Here is a 17,434-nt window from a genome sequence, read left to right as displayed (position 1 = left end):
GTCAAGGGCGATGTCGGCTGGCGAGACGGGGGGCGGAGCGCAGGTCAAGTCCGCCGTACGGACGGTTGAACTGCTCGAGTACTTCGCCGGACGCCCCGGTATGCACTCCCTCGCGTCGGTCCAGGAGGCCGTCGGTTATCCCAAGTCCAGTCTCTACATGCTGCTGCGCACGCTGGTCGAGCTGGGCTGGGTGGAGACGGACGCGACGGGCACGCGGTACGGGATCGGCGTACGGGCGCTGCTGGTCGGCACGTCCTACATCGACGGCGACGAGGTGGTCGCGGCGGCGCGGCCGACGCTGGACCGGCTCTCCGACGACACGACGGAGACCATCCACCTCGCGCGGCTGGACGGCACCAACGTCGTGTACCTGGCCACCCGCCAGTCGCAGCACTACCTGCGGCCGTTCACCCGGGTCGGCCGCAGGCTGCCCGCGCACTCGACCTCGCTGGGCAAGGCGCTGCTGAGCACGTACGCCGACGAGCAGGTGCGCAAGATGCTGCCCGAGACGCTGCCGGCGCTGACCGAGCACACGATCACCGACCGGGAGAAGCTCATCGAGGAGCTGCACCAGGTGCGGGAGCAGGGCTTCGCCGTGGACCGCGAGGAGAACACGCTGGGGCTGCGCTGCTTCGGCGTCGCGGTCCCCTACCGCACGCCCGCCCGGGACGCGATCAGCTGCTCGGTGCCGGTGGCGCGGCTGACGCCCGCGCACGAACAGATGGTGAAGGACGCGTTGTTCGACGCACGGGACCGGCTGTTGCTGGCCACGCGTAGGCTCTGAGTCATGCACATCGCTCTGCGCGAGGTACACGACAGCGACCTGCCCGTCTTCTTCCGGCAGATGAACGACCCGGAGGCCCTGCGCATGGCGGCCTTCACCCCGGCGGATCCCGCCGACCGGGACGCCTTCGAGGCCCACTGGGCGAAGATCCGCGCGTCCTCCGCCGTCGTACGGACGGTCCTCGGCGACGGTGACGTCATCGGCAGCGCGGCGGTGTACGGGGAGCCGGGCGAGCGCGAGGTGACGTACTGGGTCGACCGGGCGTACTGGGGGCGGGGGGTGGCCACGGCGGCGTTGCGGGCCCTGCTCGCCGAGGTCGAGGACCGCCCGCTGTACGCGCGGACGGCGGCCGACAACGACGGGTCGCGGCGCGTGCTGGAGAAGTGCGGCTTCGAGACGAGCGCCCTGGCCCGGGGGTTCGCCGCGGCCCGGGGCGAGGAGATCGACGAGGTCGTACTCCACCTCACGGACTGACCCGCTCCGCCGCGCGGCGGAGGCGGATCGTCGGTGCGCAGGACGTGCCCGGGGGTGTTCGCGCGGGAGCGTGGACGCATGACGCGGACGTTCGCCCCCCGGGGCACCACTCCCGCCCCAGCGCCCGGTACCACCCGGGCCCGCCGGCTGCTGCGCGCCGTGGCCGTGCTCTCCTGCCTGCCCTACCTCGGGCTCAAGGGGGCCTGGATCGCGGGGAGCCGGGCCGGGATCCCGGACGGCAGCGTGCTGCTGGACCACCGGGTCACCATGGCCGTGGCCAACGGGCTCACCCTGCTGCTGGACAGCTGTGTGATCGTGCTGGTCCTGGTGCTCACCCGGCCGTGGGGCCTGCGGGTGCCCGCGTGGCCGCTGGCGTTCCCCGTGTGGGCCGCCGGGGGACTGCTCGCGCCGATCATGGCGGGGTTCCCGCTGCAGCTCCTCACCCGGGCGTTCGGCGGCGACACCGCGACGGCGTCCGGCCCGGGGCGCGAACCCTTCCTCGACGCATGGGTGTTCGGGCTCGTGTACACCGGGTTCATCGTGCAGGGACTCGCCCTCGGGACGCTGTTCGTGCTCCACGCGCGTGAGCGCTGGGGACATCTGTGGCGCGGACGGGTGCGGGAGCTGCCGGCCGGCGTCGTCGGGACGCCGTACAGGGCCGTCGCCCTGGCCGGGGCGGTCCTCGCGTCGTTCCCGCTCGCCGTCCGGGCGTACTGGGCGTGCGGCGGCACGGCGGGGCTCCGCACCGCGGACCGCACCAGTGACTTCCAGGTGCTGGAAGGCATGCACGTCGCGTTCCTGGCGGCGGCGGTCACCGGCACCCTGCTGCTCGCCTTCCGCCGCGCCCCCGCCCTGCCGGTCACGGTGCCCCTCGCCGCGACGTGGGTCTGTTCCGGCGCCGCGGCCTGCTGGGGCGGCTGGGTCCTGCTCGCCACGCTGCTCCCGGCCGGCGATTCCGCCGACAGCCCGACACTGCTGATGACGCTCACCTACGCTGGTCAGATGACCGTCGGCCTCCTCCTCGCCTCAGTCGGCGCCCACTTCCTCGCCCGACGGTCGGCCACGGCCCGCACGCGGCCGTGACCGCGCTCGCCCGGTTCCTGTTCGGCCGGCAGGCCCGCCTGCGGTGGATCCACCTGATCCTCGGCGGCGCGCTCGCCATGCCGTACGTCCTCGTCGGCTCGGTCGTCGTCGGCCCGTTCACCGGCGTCGACAACGTCTTCGGCTCCCTTCCCCTGCAACTCGCCTCGTTCGCCCTCGGGTTGCCGCTGGCGGCCGTCACCTCGCTGTTCCCGCTGACCCGTCCCCTGGAGTCCGGCGTCGTGCGCTGGCTGTGCGGTGTGGAGGGCGACCGGCTCGCGTACGGGCCCGCCCGGACGAAGGGCGAGAAGGGGCGCACGGCGGCCTGGTTCACGCTGCACCTGGGGGCCGGCGGAATCATCGCGGGGATGTCGCTGGCGGTGCCGCCGTTCGCGGCCGCGCTGATCGCGCTGCCCTTCGTGCCGGCGCTGCGCGACGACCGGACGGGACTGCCCGGCGTCCTCCACCACGCCTGGGCGCTCGCGCTCTCGCCGGTCGCGGGCGCCGCGATGCTGGTCGCGCTCGCCGCATGCGCCGCCGGGTGCGGCACGCTGCTGGCCCGCTGGGCGCCCGCGCTGCTCGGCCCCTCCCCCGAGGACCGGGTCGCGACCGCCGAGGCACGCGCCGCCGACCTCGCCGTCCGCAACCGGCTCGCGCGCGAGCTGCACGACTCCGTCGGTCACGCCCTGAGCGCGGTCACCCTCCAGGCGAGCGCGGCCCGCCGGGTCCTGGACACCGACCCGGAGTTCGTCCGCGAGGCCCTCGCCGCGATCGAGGACACCACCCGCCGCACGGTCGGCGAACTCGACGCCGTACTGGGTGTACTGCGCGACGGCGACTCCCCCGGCACCGCTCCGGCGCCGACGCTCGCCGGCGACCTCGACGGCCTGCTGCGCCGCACCCGCGCCGGCGGACTACGGGTGACGGCCACCGTCGCCGCCGACCCGGAGTCGCTTCCGCCGCTGGTCTCCCGCGAGGCGTACCGCATCGTGCAGGAGGGACTGAGCAACGCGCTCAAGCACGCGGGCGGTCAGGCCACCGCGGCGCTGCGCGTCGACGTGCTGGACGATCACCTGCGGATCACCGTCGAGAATCCCCTCGGCGAGGCCGACACGGCCGGCGAGGCCCTCCCCCCACGCCCCGGCGGCGGCCACGGCCTGCGCGGCATCGCCGACCGGGCCCGCCTGCTGGGCGGCGCGGCCGAGGCGGGCGCCGTCGAGGGCGCGTGGCGGCTCCACGTACGGCTGCCGCTGCGGGGCAACGCGTGACCGGCCGGAGAGGACCGGGCGCCCCGCCCGCGGACGGCCCGCCCCGGGAGGGTCGTCCCGCGGCCCTCGCTGAGGCCCGGCCGCCCCGCCCGGAGGAGGCCGAACGGCCTGCGGGAGCGGGACCGGGCGGCCCCCCTGCCGCACCGGACCGCACGACCTGCCCCCTGCCGCACCGGACCGCACGAACCGCATGACACCGCACGAAACCGCACGACCCGTCCGAAGAGCCGTGCGCCCCACCAGCGGAGGACCCCATGACCCGCCCGCCGATCCGGATCGTCCTCGCCGACGACGAGCGCATGGTGCGCACCGCCCTGCGCGCCATCCTCTCCGCGGAACCGGACCTGGAGGTCGCCGGTGAGGCCGCCACCGGGGCCGAGGCCGTCTCCGTCGTGCGGGAGACCCGGCCGGACGTGGTCCTGATGGACGTCCGCATGCCCGAGACCGACGGCATCCGCGCCACCGAGCAGATCCTCGCCACGCTCGCCGAGCCGCCCCGCATCGTGGTCGTGACCACCTTCGAGAACGACTCCTACGTCTACGACGCCCTGCGCGCCGGGGCCGCCGGCTTCCTGCTCAAGCGCGCCGACGCCGACACCCTCGTCCAGGCCGTACGGCTGGTGGCGCACAGCGACACGCTGCTGTTCCCGTCGGCGGTGCGGACGCTGGCCGCCGAGCACGCGCGGGCGAACCCCGCCCCGCCCGCCTGGGTGGCGCGGCTCACCGGCCGCGAGGGCGAGGTGCTGCGCCTGATGGCGACCGGGCTGACCAACGCGGAGATCGCCGGGCGCATGCGGGTGGGGCCCGCCACGGTGAAGACCCATGTCGCGTCGGTGCTGGCGAAGACCGGCACCAGGGACCGCACCCAGGCCGTCATCCGGGCCTACGAGGCGGGCTTCACGAAGCCGGCTTCATGAACGGAAGATGAGAAAACGGGGCGCATGGGAACGATTCGCTCCCGCCCGTTCGTCCTGTCACCGGGATGAACAAGACGATCAGGCGCGCATCGGTCTTCACGCTGCTCCTGGTGTTCGCTCTGCTGATCAGGGCGACCTGGGTGCAGTTCTACGACGGCCGGGCACTCGCGGACGACAAGGAAAACCGGCGCAACGCGATCGAGACGTACGCGGAGCCGCTCGGGAACATCATCGTGGCCGGCCGGCCGATCACCGGCTCGGCACCGACGAAGGGGGGCGACCTCGCCCACAAGCGCACCTACGAGGAGGGCAGGCTGTACGCGGCGGTGACCGGCTACGCCTCGCAGGCGTACGCGCCGACGCAGCTGGAAGGCATCTACCAGGACGTGCTCAACGGCACCGACCCGCGGCTGAAGACGGTGATGGACACGGTCACCGACACCCGGGCCGACCCGGGCAGCGTGGTCACGACGATCGACCCGGACGTGCAGAAGGCCGGGTTCGAGGCGCTGGGCGAGACGAAGGGCGCCGCCGTCGCGATCGACCCGAGGACGGGCGAGATCCTGTCGGTCGTGTCGACCCCGTCGTACGACCCGGGTTCGCTGACCGACGCCAACACCGCCGGCGAGGCCTGGGAGAAGCTCACCGGCGACCCGGACAAGCCGCTGACCAACCGCGCGCTGCGCCAGCCGCTGCCGCCGGGTTCGACGTTCAAGCTGGTCGTGGCCGCCGCCGCGCTGGAGGACGGGCTGTACGGGTCGGTGGACGAGAAGACCGACAGCCCGGACCCGTACACGCTGCCGGGCACCGTGACCGACCTGACCAACGAGAACCCCGACGCCCCCTGCGAGAACGCCACGATCCGCACCGCGCTGCAGTACTCCTGCAACAACGTCTTCGCGAAGATGGCCGTCGACCTCGGTCAGGACGAGCTGCGGGCCATGGCCGAGAAGTTCGGCTTCAACGACGAGACGCAGGACGTGCCGGTACGGGCCTACACCAGCGTGTACCCGAAGGACATGGACAAGTCGTCGACCGCCCTGACCGGCATCGGCCAGTTCGACGTGACGGCGACCCCGCTGCAGATGGCGATGGTGTCGGCGGCCGTCGCAGGCGGCGGCGAGCTGGTCTCACCGCACATGGTGTCGCAGGTCACCGACGGCGGCGGTGACACCCTGGAGGACCACGGCGACGCGGACTCGAAGCGGATCCTCAGCTCCTCCACCGCCGAGCAGCTGCAGTCGGCCATGGAGACCGTCGTCGACAAGGGCACAGGGTCCAACGCGCAGATCTCCGGCGCGACCGTGGGCGGCAAGACGGGCACGGCCCAGCACGGCGAGAACAACAGCAAGACCCCGTACGCCTGGTTCACCTCGTACGCCAAGTCCGACTCGTCGGACCGGGAGGTCGCCGTGGCGGTCATCATCGAGCAGTCCGACGCGGCCCGTTCCGAGGTCAGCGGCAACGGCCTGGCGGCCCCGGTGGCCAAGGCGATGATGGAGGCGGCGCTCAAGGGCTAGGTCTCGGCGGGTTCGCTCTGTCATACGGCGTTCGACGCACCGTACGGCCGGTGCGTCGGACGCTGCTACAGTTCCGGATCCGGCCCGGCGCACGGCTGTTCGACGCCGGGGAATCCGCTGCGAGGAGAGTCCGCCTGTGGGGACAGTCGTCGACGACGCCGCCTCCGTGGAGTTCCACGCCTTCTTCGAGCGTCACTACGCCGAACTCTCCCGGCTCGCCCACCTGCTGACCGGCGAGCCGGACGCCGCCGACGACCTCGCCGCGGACGCCCTGCTGGCCCTGTGGCACCGCTGGGACCGGGTCCGCTCGGCCGACCATCCGGCGGCGTACGCGCGCGGTGTCGTCGCCAACCTCGCCCGCACCCGCATCCGCACCGCCGTGCGCGAGCGCAGACGGATCGCCCTGTTCTGGTCGCAGCGCGAGGAGAAGACGGAGAATCCGGACGTCGCCGGTGTGGTGGACGTCCAGGAGGCGCTGCGCCGGCTGCCGTTCCGCAAGCGGGCGTGCGTGGTACTGCGACACGCGTTCGACCTCTCCGAGAAGGACACGGCGCTCGCTCTGGGCGTCTCGGTGGGTACGGTGAAGAGCCAGACGTCGAAGGGAATGGCCGAACTGCAGCGGTTGCTCGGCACACGGGGAGTTCAGAAGCAGGTGCACGCGGCGATCGCGCGCAGTGGTGGAGCCGCGGGAAGGAACCGATGACCGGGCAGCGGGACCGGGACGAGGAGTTGCGCACCCGGTTGCACGAGGCGGCCGGGGCACACGAGCCCGACCGGGCGCGCATCCTGGCCCGGGTCGAGCGCGGCATGGCGGGCCGGGGCCAGGACCGTCCCGGGCACCACCGGGCGGCGCGTCCGCCACTGCTGGGCTGGGCGCGGGTGGCCGGTGCCACGGCCGCGGTGGCGGGAGTCCTCGCGGTCGGCGGTTACGCGGTCGCGTCGGCGGTGAAGGACGACGCCGCCCCGCAGCGCTCGGTCGCCACCTCCGAGACCCCCGCACCGTCACCGGACGCCACCACCGGCCGGGCGCCCGCCCCGCCGGCCGACCCGACGCGGAGCGCCCCGCCAGGGACGCGGGCCCCGGACACCCCCGCGCCCTCCCGGCCACCGACCGCGCCGGGGACCGGGACCGCCAGGCCGCCCGCCTCCGCCGTCGAGGACGGCCCGCTGTGGTCGGACGGCTCGGTCGACCCGCACAGCAACGACTTCTGGGCCCAGAGCAACGTCACCCTGAAGACCGGTGAGCCGCTGACCGCGCTCACCGTCGAGCTCCGGGTGGCGCAGACCGGCGGCGTCACCTCCACCGGCGCCTGGCGGTCGCTGCCGGAGGGCGACTTCACGTTCACGGTCGAGGAGCGGGACGGTTTCCTCGTCCACCGGTGGACGCTCAAGCAGGGCCGGACGGTCCCGGCGGGCGAGTGGATGTTCGCCGGCCAGTACAACCACGAGCGCGGTGGCCGGGACGCGCACGGCGACCGCTACACCGCGACGGCCACCGCCGGGTCCGGACAGCTCTCGGTGAAGGGCGACTTCGCACCCCGCGACGACGATTCGTGACGGCCGTCGGGCTCCGTGACGGCGGCTCGTGACGGCGGCTCGTGACGGCGGCTCGTGACGGCGGCTCGTGACGGCGGCTCGTGACGGCGGCTCGTGACGGCGGCTCGTGAAAAAGATCTGAAGACGCGGCAACCCATTCCGCACCGGTGGCGACCAGGAAGCGCAAAGATCCTCTCCCCACGCAAGGAACATGGGCATGACTGCACGAGCTGAACAGCGCGTCCGCCACCGCCGCCGGGTCACCAAGCGGCGGGCGGTGATCGCCGGAACCGCTGCCTTCGGTCTCACCGGCGCGGCGATCGTCACCACGACGATGCTGTCCACCGCGGGTGCCGCGTCGTCCTGGCCCGAGGACACCGGCAGCAAGCCCGTCTCGTCGACGATCCCGGTCAAGGGGACGTACGACGGCGGGATGAAGAAGTTCTACGGCACCGGCGACCTGGGCGGCGACGGCCAGGACGAGGGCCAGGACCCGGTCTTCGAGCTGGCGGACGGCGCCACGCTGAAGAACGTCATCATCGGCACCCCCGCCGCCGACGGCGTCCACTGCAAGGGCTCCTGCACGCTGCAGAACGTGTGGTGGCTGGACGTCGGCGAGGACGCCGCCAGTTTCAAGGGCACCTCGGCCTCGGCGGTGTACACGGTGTACGGCGGCGGCGCGAAGAACGCCGACGACAAGGTGCTCCAGTTCAACGGCGCGGGCAAGCTCGTCGTCTCGAAGTTCCGGGTCGAGAACTTCGGCAAGCTGGTCCGCTCCTGCGGCAACTGCGGCAAGCAGTACAAGCGCACGATCATCATCAACGACGTGGACATCACCGCACCCGGCAAGTCGATCGTCGGCGTCAACCAGAACTACGGCGACACGGCGGCCCTGCGCAACATCCGCATCCACGGCGACAGCAAGAAGAAGACCGAGACCTGCGTCCGCTTCGAGGGCAACAACACCGGCAAGGAGCCCAAGAAGCTCTCCCCGGTCGGCCCGTACGGCAAGACGTGCGACTTCACCGCCGCGGACATCAGCTACAAGTAGCCGCCAGGACCGCCGGCCCGCCCCCCGGGCCGGTGTGCGCCGCCCGAGCCCCCCACTCGGCCGGCCCGCCGAACGCCCCCGCCGGTGACGACCGGCGGGGGCGTTCCCGTGTCAGGACTCCGCGAAGGGGCCGAAAGTTTCGGCCCCTGCCGTCCCGTTGACGCGTCGCCCCCCACTGGTGACACTCCGAGGGCACGCCATCCAACAGAAACCCTCAGACTCCCACAGGAAGTGTCATGCGCCGTCACACCGCTCGTCGCACGCTTCTCGCCCCCTTCCTCGCTCTGCTCCTCGCCCTGCTCGCCGCCCCGCCGGGCGCCGCGCACTCGGGACCACGGCCCGCGCCCCCCGCCAAGTCCCCGAAGTACGCGGGCTATCTCTTCGCCTACTTCACCGGCGAGGGCACCGCCGACGGCGAACAGATCCGGTACGCCCTCAGCCGCGGCAACGACGCCCTGCACTGGCGCGAGCTGAACGCGGGCAAGCCGGTGCTGACGTCCACCATCGGCGAGAAGGGGCTGCGCGACCCGTTCGTGATCCGCTCCCCCGAGGGCGACAGGTTCTACATGATCGCCACCGACCTGCGGATGTACCGGGGCAGCAGCGGCAGCTGGGACGAGGTCCAGCGGCACGGCAGCAAGTCGGTCATGGTGTGGGAGTCCACCGACCTGGTCCACTGGACCGACCAGCGGCTGGTGCGGGTGTCCCCGGACAACGCGGGCAACACCTGGGCGCCGGAGGCCTACTGGGACGACGAGCTCGACGCGTACGTCGTCTTCTGGGCGTCCAAGCTGTACGCCGACGACGACCCGGACCACACCGGTTCGACGTACAACAGGATGCTGTACGCGACCACGAAGGACTTCCGCACCTTCAGCGAGCCGAAGGTGTGGAGCGACCCGGGCTACTCGGTCATCGACTCGACGGTCGTCCAGCACGGCGGCACGTACTACCGGTACACGAAGGACGAGCGCGACCCGTCCTCCGGCTCGCCCTGCTCGAAGTTCATCACCGGCGAGAAGTCGACGTCCCTGACCGACACCTCGTACGACCTCGTGTCGGACTGCATCGGCCGGGGCGCGATGGACCGCGGTGAGGGGCCGACGGTGTTCGAGTCCAACACCGAGAAGAAGTGGTACCTGTTCGTGGACGAGTACGGCGGCCGGGGCTACCTGCCCTTCGAGACCACCGACCTCGCATCGGGCGAGTGGACGCCGTCGGCCGGCTACCAGCTGCCCGCGAGCCCGCGGCACGGCACGGTGATCCCGGTGACGCGGGCGGAGTACGACCGGCTGCTGGCCGCCTACCCGGCGAGCCCCACGTCGGTCGTGGACGCCACGGCGCGCGGGCAGCGGGGATACGCGGCCGTCAGCGAGGAGACGAGCACGGTCGTCCTGCCGGTGGGGCCCCGCACCAACCTGCGCGGCCTCGCCCCGAAGCTGTGGGTCGGCGAGGGCGCGACACTCAGCCCGCGGTCGGGCTCGCGCCGCGACTTCCGCACGCCGCAGACCTACACGGTCACGGCCGCGGACGGCACGAAGCGCTCCTGGACCGTCGAGGCGGTGGTGCCGGCCCCGTGACCGGCCGGTCCGGTGCGGTGGTGACCGACCCCAGCCATGCGAAGGCCTCCTCCTGCATGCGCGCCGGGAAGGCGTGGCCGACGTCCGGCCAGGTCTGGGTGCGGAGCCGGTCGGCGGCGCCGCGGGAGTGCCAGACGGCGCGCAGTCTGTCGTGGGCGGCGCGGACACCCTCGGCGGTGAACAGGTGGTCCTGTGCACCGCCGAGGAACAGCATCGGCCTGGGCGCGGCGATGCTCGCCACGTCGGGGATGTCGAGGTGCCGGGCGAGTCCGGGGTGGAGCATGTGGAACGCCGACTGCCCGCGCAGGCTGTTGTTTCCGGGCACCAGCATCTCCTTCAGGCCGGTCATCCAGCACACGCTCACCGCGGCGGCGATGTCGTCGCTGAGGGCGGCGGTCTGCCAGGCGCGGTAGCCGCCCATGGAGAAGCCGAGGGCCGCGACGCGCCGGGCGTCCACGCGGTCGAGGCCTGCCAGGAAGCCGGCGGCCCGCTCGTCCTCCCGGGCGAGGAGGCCGGCCAGCGAGCTGCCGAGGTGGAAGAGGTTGCCGGCCAGGGCCTGTTGCCGGGTGTAGGTGAGCGGTTCGCGGTCGCCCCAGCCCAGGGCGTCCGCGCAGAGCACCACGTACCCGCGCCGGGCCAGTTCGTCGCCGAGGAAGCGTCCGTCGAAGTGCCGGTCGGCCCACTGTTCGGCGGTGGCGAGCCGCGCGTCGTCGTACCAGGGCCGGACCACCTTCTCCTTGCCGATGTCGAAGCGGGAGCCGTGGTCGTGCAGGAGCAGGACGGCCGGGAAGGGCCCGGCGCCGTGCGGGGTGAGCAGGGCGCCGCGGACCCGTCCGTAGCGGGTGAGGGAGAGGGTGACCAGCTCCCGCGTGTACCCGTCGCCGTCCGAGCGGGCGGTGAACTCCGGGGCGTACGGCGTGTCGTCCTGCCGGCCGACGAGGAGGTGTTCCTCGACCGTCGCGCGTGCCGTCCGTCGCCACGCCTCGAAGTCCCGTTCCGGTGAGGTGCCCCAGGCGAGCGGGAAGGTCAGCTCGTCCTTGAGCGCCGGATGGAACGCGGGCAGCACACCGGCCGTGTCGTCGGCCGGGTCACCGCCGGCGGTCATACGGCCGCCAGTCGCCGAGGTACGCCTGAGGGGTGTGCGACGCCGCCTCGGCGCGGGTGAGCCGGGGCCGGTTCTCCGGGACGGTGACCGCGGCACCGGGGCCGGTGTTGCGGTACTCGCAAAAGCGCTGCTCCTGCCAGGGGTGCGCGTCCCGCATGTTGGCGTAGGGGGCGACCGCGTCGATGCCCGCGCCGAGGTGGGTCTCGCGGACGGTGAGCATCGGGCGGGCGGTGGTGTCGGAGCTGGGTACCCAGGGGCGGGCCAGCTTGTAGTAGCCGTCGGGGGCCTCGCTGCTGACGCGGCCGCGGGTGACGAGGTAGCCGCGCGGGTTGGCGCCCGCCGTGGACGGGGCGAACACGAAGCCGTAGGGGGCGCCGGTCAGGTCGGTGCGGACCAGGGTGCGGAAGTGACAGCGCTCGTACACGGCCGTCGCCCGGCCGAAGACGAAGTCGACGTCGCCCTCGACGTAGCAGTGGGCGTAGTACTGGCGGGCGAAGTGGCCGAGGTCGCGGGTGTCGGCGTAGAGGGTGTCCTGGTGGCCGAGGAAGCGGCAGTGGTGGAACGCGCTGCGGTCGCCCTGGACCTTGATCGCGACGGCCTGGGTGCCGGTGACGCCGGGGTGGTCGGCGCGCAGCCAGTCGTTGGCGAAGGTGATCCGGTGGGCCGTGAAGCCGTCGGCCCGCACGGTGGTGGTGGCGGAGCCGCTGGTGCCGTAGGTGCCGGAGCCGTCGGGCCTCGGGGTGCCGGCCGCGTTGTCGTAGACGATGACGGTGTCGCGCGGGTCCTCGGCGGCGCCGATCCAGGTCGCCTCGGTGCGGCCGGCGTCCACGGAGACCGTCTCGCGGTAGGTGCCGGGGGCGAGGACGAGCGTCCAGCCGGGGCCCTCGGCCGCGGTCACGGCGGCCTGGACGGAGGTGAAGTCGCCGCGGCCGTGCGGGTCGACGTACAGGGTCTTCGGGGTGCGGCGGGCGGCCGGTGAGCCGTACCTGCCGAAGGGGCGCGGGCGTGGCCGGGTGCCGGCGACGGCGGGGCCGGCCGCGAGACCGAGGGCGGCGCCCGCGCCGGCGGTCGTCAGGAGGAAGCCTCTGCGGGACAGGGCGGGTCGGTGCATGCCGGTGCTCCTTCGGGTGCGCGTGCGGTGCGGTGCGTGAGGGCCGGGGCGGTGCGGGCGCCCCGGCCCTCGGTTCGGGGGGGCGTCAGCGCAGGCGGCCGGCGCCCGCGCCGTGGTCGACGACGAAGGGGACCGCCCGGGCCGGGAGGACCTTGGTGCGCAGGGTGGGGGTCCAGCCCGCGCCGGACCGGAGGGCGGCGTCCGGGTTCTCCGCGTTGTGCGCGGCGATCAGGTCGACGGTGCGGCCGTTGACGCGGTTGTGCGCGGCGGTGACCGGCGAGTCGTTCCAGCGCTTCAGCACCTTCGCGGGGCCGACGCCGTCCGGCAGGGTGAAGGCGTTGTGCTCGGCGACGAGCTGGGACTCCTTGCCGACGCCGAAGCTGTAGGCGTAGTCCTCGCCGGCCGCGAAGTGGTTGTTGTAGACGTCGACCTGTCCGAACCGCACCCGGGGGGCGCGCTCGACGAGGTCCTTGAACAGGTTGTGGTGGAAGGTCGTCCTCAGGTGCCCGCGGTCGCCGGCGGCGGTGGACTCGCTGTCGCTGTTGCCGATCAGGATCGTCTTGTCGTGCTCGGTGAAGACGTTCCAGGACGCGGTGACGTAGTCGGCGCCGCGCACGATGTCGAGCTGGCCGTCGTGCTGCTGGTACAGCATGCCGAAGTAGGTGGGCGCCTCGCTGTCGGGGTGCTCGCCGTCGGTGAAGGTGTTGTGGTCCAGCCAGACGTGGGTGGAGCCGTAGACGACGGCGCTGTCGTACTCGGAGTTCCAGTTGCCCTTGTCGCCGTCGGTGGGGTCCCACTGCGGGAAGCAGTCCACGGGGCTCTCGAGCGTCAGATTGCGGACGATGACGTTGTCCACGCTCTTGATCTGCAGGCTGGCGCCCTTGATACCGGCGTTCCGCCCGACGCCGATGATCGTGGTGTCGGAGGGGATGTTCGCCTTGATGGCCTGGTTCTGCCGGTCGGCGGAGGCGCGGCGCAGGCCCTCGGGGCTGGCGTCGGGCTCGTCGCTCAGGTCGGTCTCCAGGCCCCAGTTGTCGGGGGAGTACTTCTCCAGGTAGGCGTCGAAGTCGTAGCCGGGCGCGGCGAAGGCCTCGCAGCCCTCGGAGACGGCGTCGATCGTGCCCTTCACCTTGATGATCCGCGGAGCGTCCCCGCCGGCGGCGAGGGCGGCCTTGAACTCGGCCCAGGTGGTGACGGTGTACACGTGCTCCGCGTCGGCGGCGGCCCCGCCGGTGGTGCCGGTGCCGTGGGAGGCCCAGCCGTCGTTCGCCGGCAGCGTCTGCCGGGCGGTGTCGCGGGGGTGGTGGTGGCCGGGGCGGGCCTGCGCGGTGGCGGCGGTCAGGCTCAGCACGAGGGCGGTGCAGCCGACCAGCGCGGCGGCTCTCGTTGTGGCATGCCCATGCCATCTGTGGGTGCTCATGGTGCGGCTCTCCCTTTCTCGGAGGTCGGAGGGTTGTTACGCGGTGGCCGGCGCCGGCCAGCTGATCCAGGACTCGGGGATCTCCTCGTCCAGCCGGCGCACGTCCCGGCGCGCCAGCACCCGCGCGCGCAGCAGCTCCCGCGCGACGAGCCGGGCGACCGCGATCGCGCCCGGCGGGTTGAAGTGGGTGTTGTCCTGCTCGGTGGCGGTCCAGTTGAAGTACGCCTTGGTCTCCTCCACGCCGAGCCGCTGCCACAGCGCGAGCGACAGCGCCTGTACGTCGAGCAGCGCCACGCCCTCCTCCCGTGCGAGCGCCCGCATCGCCGCCGGGTACTCCCCGTGGCTGGGCACCGCGTCGCCCCCGGCGTCGAACCGCCGCCGCTCCACGGGTGTGGCCAGCACCGGCCGCGCCCCACGGGCCCGCGCTCCGTCGACGTACAGCCGCAGGTGGTCCTGGTACGTCGTCCAGGGCTCGGTGTAACGGGTGGGGTCGGCCTGCTTCTCGTCGTTGTGCGCGAACTGGACGAGCAGGAAGTCGCCCGGCCGGATCGCGTCCAGGACGACGTCCAGCCGCCCTTCGTCGACGAAGCTCTTGGAACTCCGCCCGTTCACTGCGTGGTTGGCGACACGGAGGTCCTTGCGGAGGAAGAAGGGCAGCGCCGTTCCCCACCCCGTCTCGGGCGCGGCGTCGGCGTACTTCTGCGCGGCGGTGGAGTCACCGGCGATGTAGAGGGTGCGGTCGCGGCGTCCGCCGGCTTGCGCGGTACCGGTGGCGGCGAACGCCAGAGGGACGGCGGAGACGGCTGCCGCAGTGACCTGTCTTCTGGTGAGTGACACGTCGGTTGCCTTTCGGGAGAGGGGACGGACAGCTCCTCGGCGCGGGGCTGTATCGATACGCGGCTCCGCGGCCTGGGCACGACCAGCCACGGACGGCCCGCGGCCCGCACACCGCGGACCGCCCGTGGCGAGACCCGGAAGGAACTAGCCCATCTGCTCCGTCCACTCGGCCTGCGCCTCGTTCAGCTTCTCGGCCAGCCCGTCCAGGAAAGCCTTCGCGCTCGTCTTCCCGAGCAGCACCTTCTGGAACTCCGGCTCACTCTCCGACTTGGACAGCGTGTTCCAGTCCGGCAGGTAGTACGGCAGCTGGACGATGGTCGTGGACCCGTCGTTCAGCGCCTCGGCCGCCAGCTTCGTGGGCTCGGCCTTCTGGATCCACGCGTCCTTCGCGGCGTCGGCGTGCGACGGCACCTGTCCGGCCGACTCGTTGAACCTCGAGTTCTGCTCGGGCGAGGTGGCGAACTCGATGAACTTCCAGGCGGCCTCCTTGTTCTTGGAGCTCTTGAACACGCCGAGCCCGTCGACCGGGTTGGACACCTGCACCCGCTTGCCGGAGGCGCCGACGGGCTGCGGGATGCCGCGGAACTTCTCGACGCCGAGCGCCTTCACGTGGTCCTGGTAGGAGCCCAGGTTATGGTTCAGCATGCCGATCGTGCCCGTGTCCCACTGGGCGGTCATCTTGGCGAAGTCGTTGTTGACGTCGGCGGCCGGCGTGACCTTCTTGTAGAGGGCCGCGTACTTCTCCAGCGCCTCGACGTTCTTCGGGTCGTTGACCGTGGTCTTCTTCTTGCCGGCGTCCCAGAACGAGGTGATGCCGGACTGCCCGTACATCGCGTCGAGCGCCTGGGCTACGGAGCCGGAGCCGCCGCGGATGGTGTAGCCGAACTCGTTCTTGTCCTCGTCGGTCAGCTTCTCGGCGGCCTCGTAGAACTTGTCCCACGTCGTCGGCGCGTCCAGCCCGGCCTTCTCGAACAGGTCGGTGCGGTAGTAGAGGACGCCGTTGTTCGCGGAGGTCGGCACCGAGTACAGCGTGCCGTCACCGCCGCCGGCCGCCTTCAGGGACTCGACCATGTCCTTGTTGAGCTTGCCGCTCAGGGAGGACTTGGTGAGCCGGTCGTCCAGCGGCTCCAGCGCTTTCTGGGCCGAGAACCCGGCGAGCATCGCCGCGCCGACACCGCCGACGTCCGGCAGGCCACCGCCCTGGATGGCGGTGTCGACCTTGGACTGGTACTCGGTGGCGGCGATCCCGACGTACTCCACGTCGATGTCCGGGTTCGCCTTCTCGAAGTCGGCGATGATCTCCTTCCAGACGGCCGTACGGATACCGCCGTTGTTGTCCCAGAAGACGATCTTCCCCTTGCCGCTGCCCTCGGCGCCCTTGTCGCCGCCCGCCCCGCTGCCGTCGTCACCGCAGGCGGTGGCGGTCAGCGCGAGCACGGCCCCCAGGGCGACGGCGGCGGATGCCCGGCGCCCGCCTGTGCTTCTGCTGCTGCGATTGCTGATCTTCATTGGTCGGCTCTCTTCTTCTGGATCCAACGGTGCGGTGGAACGGTGCGGTGAAGTGCTGAACACGTGGGGAGGGTCAGTGGGTGGCCCCGGTGCGGTGCATGGCCGGGGCCGGGGCCTGGTCCGGTGCGTGGGCCGGGGCCGGTCCGGTACAGGGCTCGGTGCGTGGTTCAGTGCGTGCCGAGCTGCTTCTGCGGCCCGGAGGAGCGCTTGACCAGGGCCGGAACGGCGGCCGCCGGGTCGAGCCGGTAGTCGTAGAAGTCACCCGGTTCGAAGGCGTCGCCCCACGCGTCGTGCCGGCCGGTCGTGTTCTTCAGGATCGATCCGCGCTGCACCAGTTCCGCGGTGGCGTCCGCCTGGTAGGGGTGCTGGACACCGTCGTAGTAGCTGTTCTCGATGACCATCCGGGTCGCGCCGCGCGCCCAGTTCCCGTACGTCCACAGGGGGTCGCCGTCGGCCACCTGCGCGGAGACGAGGTTGTTGTACAGGTGCGCGTAGGCGCAGTTGTCGGCGGACGGGTTGCGCTGCTTCGTGCCGGTGAACCAGTTGTGGTCGATGGTGATCTGGGTGCGGACGTTGTCCGTCCAGCCGATGCCGAGCGCCTTGTTGTGGTTCTCGAACCGGTTGTAGGAGACGGTGATGTACTCGCTGTCCTTGCGGACGTCGAGCAGTCCGTCGCCCATGTGCGTGAGGCGGTTGTGGTCGATCCAGACGTGGTGGACGGAGTCCATCTGGATCGCGTCGAAGTCGGTGGTCTTGCCGTCCCAGTCGCCCTCGACGTAGCTGTCGCGGATCGTCAGGTTGCGGATGATCACGTTGTGCGTGCCGGGGTTCAGGTGCAGCTCACCGTGGACGATCTCGCCGGTGTCGCCGACGCCGATGATCGTCTTGTCGGAGCCGACCACGATGTCCGAACCGAAGGGCGCGACGGCGATGGTACCCGCCACCCGGATGACGTACGGCTCCTTCGCCGCCGCGTACTTCGCCAGCGCGGCCTGGTCGGTGACGGTGACGACCTCGCCGCCCGCGCCGCCGGTGGTGCCGCCGGCGAGGGAGGCGAAACCGTGCGCCCGGTCGGTGGGGCGAGGCGTCCCGGTCTCCCCGGCCGGGGCTGCCCGGGCCTGACCGACCGTTCCGAGTGCCAGGGCGGCGACCAGACCGAGGACGGCGGCCAGGATCCTGCCGGATCCCGGCATGCGCTTGCTACGGAGGTGCGTCATTGCGGCTCCCAACAGGCGTGCGGGT

Annotated in this window: 14 protein-coding genes and 2 pseudogenes; 10 read left to right on the top strand and 6 right to left on the bottom strand. The window is 72.2% G+C overall.

Annotated features, from left to right (window positions below):
- The first annotated feature begins 10 nt into the window (after positions 1-10).
- From ACH4F2_RS25935 to ACH4F2_RS25890, 10 genes and pseudogenes are all read left to right on the top strand, one after another.
- Positions 11-784 carry an IclR family transcriptional regulator gene (locus ACH4F2_RS25935; RefSeq protein ID WP_398135136.1) on the top strand — a complete coding sequence of 258 codons (774 nt, stop codon included), beginning with the start codon at positions 11-13 and terminating at the stop codon, positions 782-784.
- 3 nt (positions 785-787) lie between these two features.
- Complete coding sequence (locus ACH4F2_RS25930; protein ID WP_398135135.1) at positions 788-1,258, top strand: GNAT family N-acetyltransferase; 471 nt, start codon at positions 788-790, stop codon at positions 1,256-1,258.
- Positions 1,259-1,336: 78 nt separating this feature from the next.
- Positions 1,337-2,341: a hypothetical protein gene (locus ACH4F2_RS25925; protein WP_398135134.1), complete on the top strand. Its 1,005-nt coding sequence runs from the start codon at positions 1,337-1,339 to the stop codon at positions 2,339-2,341.
- Positions 2,338-3,606 carry a sensor histidine kinase gene (locus tag ACH4F2_RS25920; protein ID WP_398135133.1) on the top strand — a complete coding sequence of 423 codons (1,269 nt, stop codon included), beginning with the start codon at positions 2,338-2,340 and terminating at the stop codon, positions 3,604-3,606. The genes ACH4F2_RS25925 and ACH4F2_RS25920 overlap by 4 nt, the downstream gene beginning before the upstream one ends.
- Positions 3,607-3,860: 254 nt before the next feature.
- On the top strand, positions 3,861-4,523 hold the full coding sequence (locus ACH4F2_RS25915; RefSeq protein ID WP_398135132.1) for a response regulator: 663 nt from the start codon (positions 3,861-3,863) through the stop codon (positions 4,521-4,523).
- Positions 4,524-4,588: 65 nt separating this feature from the next.
- Positions 4,589-6,043 carry a peptidoglycan D,D-transpeptidase FtsI family protein gene (locus ACH4F2_RS25910; RefSeq protein WP_398135131.1) on the top strand — a complete coding sequence of 485 codons (1,455 nt, stop codon included), beginning with the start codon at positions 4,589-4,591 and terminating at the stop codon, positions 6,041-6,043.
- A 136-nt stretch (positions 6,044-6,179) separates the two neighbouring features.
- Entirely contained in the window at positions 6,180-6,746 is a 567-nt protein-coding gene (locus ACH4F2_RS25905) for a SigE family RNA polymerase sigma factor (RefSeq protein WP_398135130.1), read from the top strand.
- Entirely contained in the window at positions 6,743-7,600 is an 858-nt protein-coding gene (locus ACH4F2_RS25900; RefSeq protein ID WP_398135129.1) for a hypothetical protein, read from the top strand. Before ACH4F2_RS25905 ends, ACH4F2_RS25900 begins: the two co-directional genes overlap by 4 nt.
- Positions 7,601-7,796: 196 nt before the next feature.
- The gene (locus ACH4F2_RS25895; protein ID WP_398135128.1) at positions 7,797-8,630 is read left to right on the top strand and encodes a pectate lyase; all 834 of its coding nucleotides are present in this window, start codon (positions 7,797-7,799) and stop codon (positions 8,628-8,630) included.
- A 236-nt stretch (positions 8,631-8,866) separates the two neighbouring features.
- Positions 8,867-10,195: pseudogene (locus tag ACH4F2_RS25890) on the top strand (glycoside hydrolase family 43 protein); the annotation flags it as partial.
- Here the strand turns inward: ACH4F2_RS25890 and ACH4F2_RS25885 are convergent.
- The 6 genes and pseudogenes from ACH4F2_RS25885 to ACH4F2_RS25860 form a co-directional block, all read right to left on the bottom strand.
- Entirely contained in the window at positions 10,149-11,315 is a 1,167-nt protein-coding gene (locus ACH4F2_RS25885) for a dienelactone hydrolase family protein (protein ID WP_398135127.1), read from the bottom strand. The pseudogene ACH4F2_RS25890 and the gene ACH4F2_RS25885 sit on opposite strands and share 47 nt — an antisense overlap.
- Positions 11,299-12,426 (bottom strand): pectinesterase family protein, encoded by a 1,128-nt coding sequence (locus ACH4F2_RS25880; RefSeq protein WP_398135126.1) that lies wholly within the window; start codon positions 12,424-12,426, stop codon positions 11,299-11,301. The genes ACH4F2_RS25885 and ACH4F2_RS25880 overlap by 17 nt, the downstream gene beginning before the upstream one ends.
- An 85-nt stretch (positions 12,427-12,511) precedes the next feature.
- Positions 12,512-13,846 (bottom strand): polysaccharide lyase family 1 protein, encoded by a 1,335-nt coding sequence (locus tag ACH4F2_RS25875; protein ID WP_398135125.1) that lies wholly within the window; start codon positions 13,844-13,846, stop codon positions 12,512-12,514.
- Between the two features lie 36 nt (positions 13,847-13,882).
- Positions 13,883-14,683 carry a rhamnogalacturonan acetylesterase gene (locus ACH4F2_RS25870; protein ID WP_398135124.1) on the bottom strand — a complete coding sequence of 267 codons (801 nt, stop codon included), beginning with the start codon at positions 14,681-14,683 and terminating at the stop codon, positions 13,883-13,885.
- Positions 14,684-14,827: 144 nt separating this feature from the next.
- Positions 14,828-16,192 carry an ABC transporter substrate-binding protein gene (locus ACH4F2_RS25865; protein ID WP_398135123.1) on the bottom strand — a complete coding sequence of 455 codons (1,365 nt, stop codon included), beginning with the start codon at positions 16,190-16,192 and terminating at the stop codon, positions 14,828-14,830.
- A gap of 173 nt (positions 16,193-16,365) precedes the next feature.
- Positions 16,366-17,409: pseudogene (locus ACH4F2_RS25860) on the bottom strand (polysaccharide lyase family 1 protein); the annotation flags it as partial.
- Between the last annotated feature and the right edge of the window lie 25 nt (positions 17,410-17,434).

The sequence above is a fragment of the Streptomyces sp. NPDC017890 genome (assembly GCF_044328675.1).
Lineage (GTDB): Bacteria > Actinomycetota > Actinomycetes > Streptomycetales > Streptomycetaceae > Streptomyces.
The sequence above is the reverse complement of the archived record's forward strand: the minus strand, read 5'-3'. Positions and strand labels throughout refer to the sequence as shown.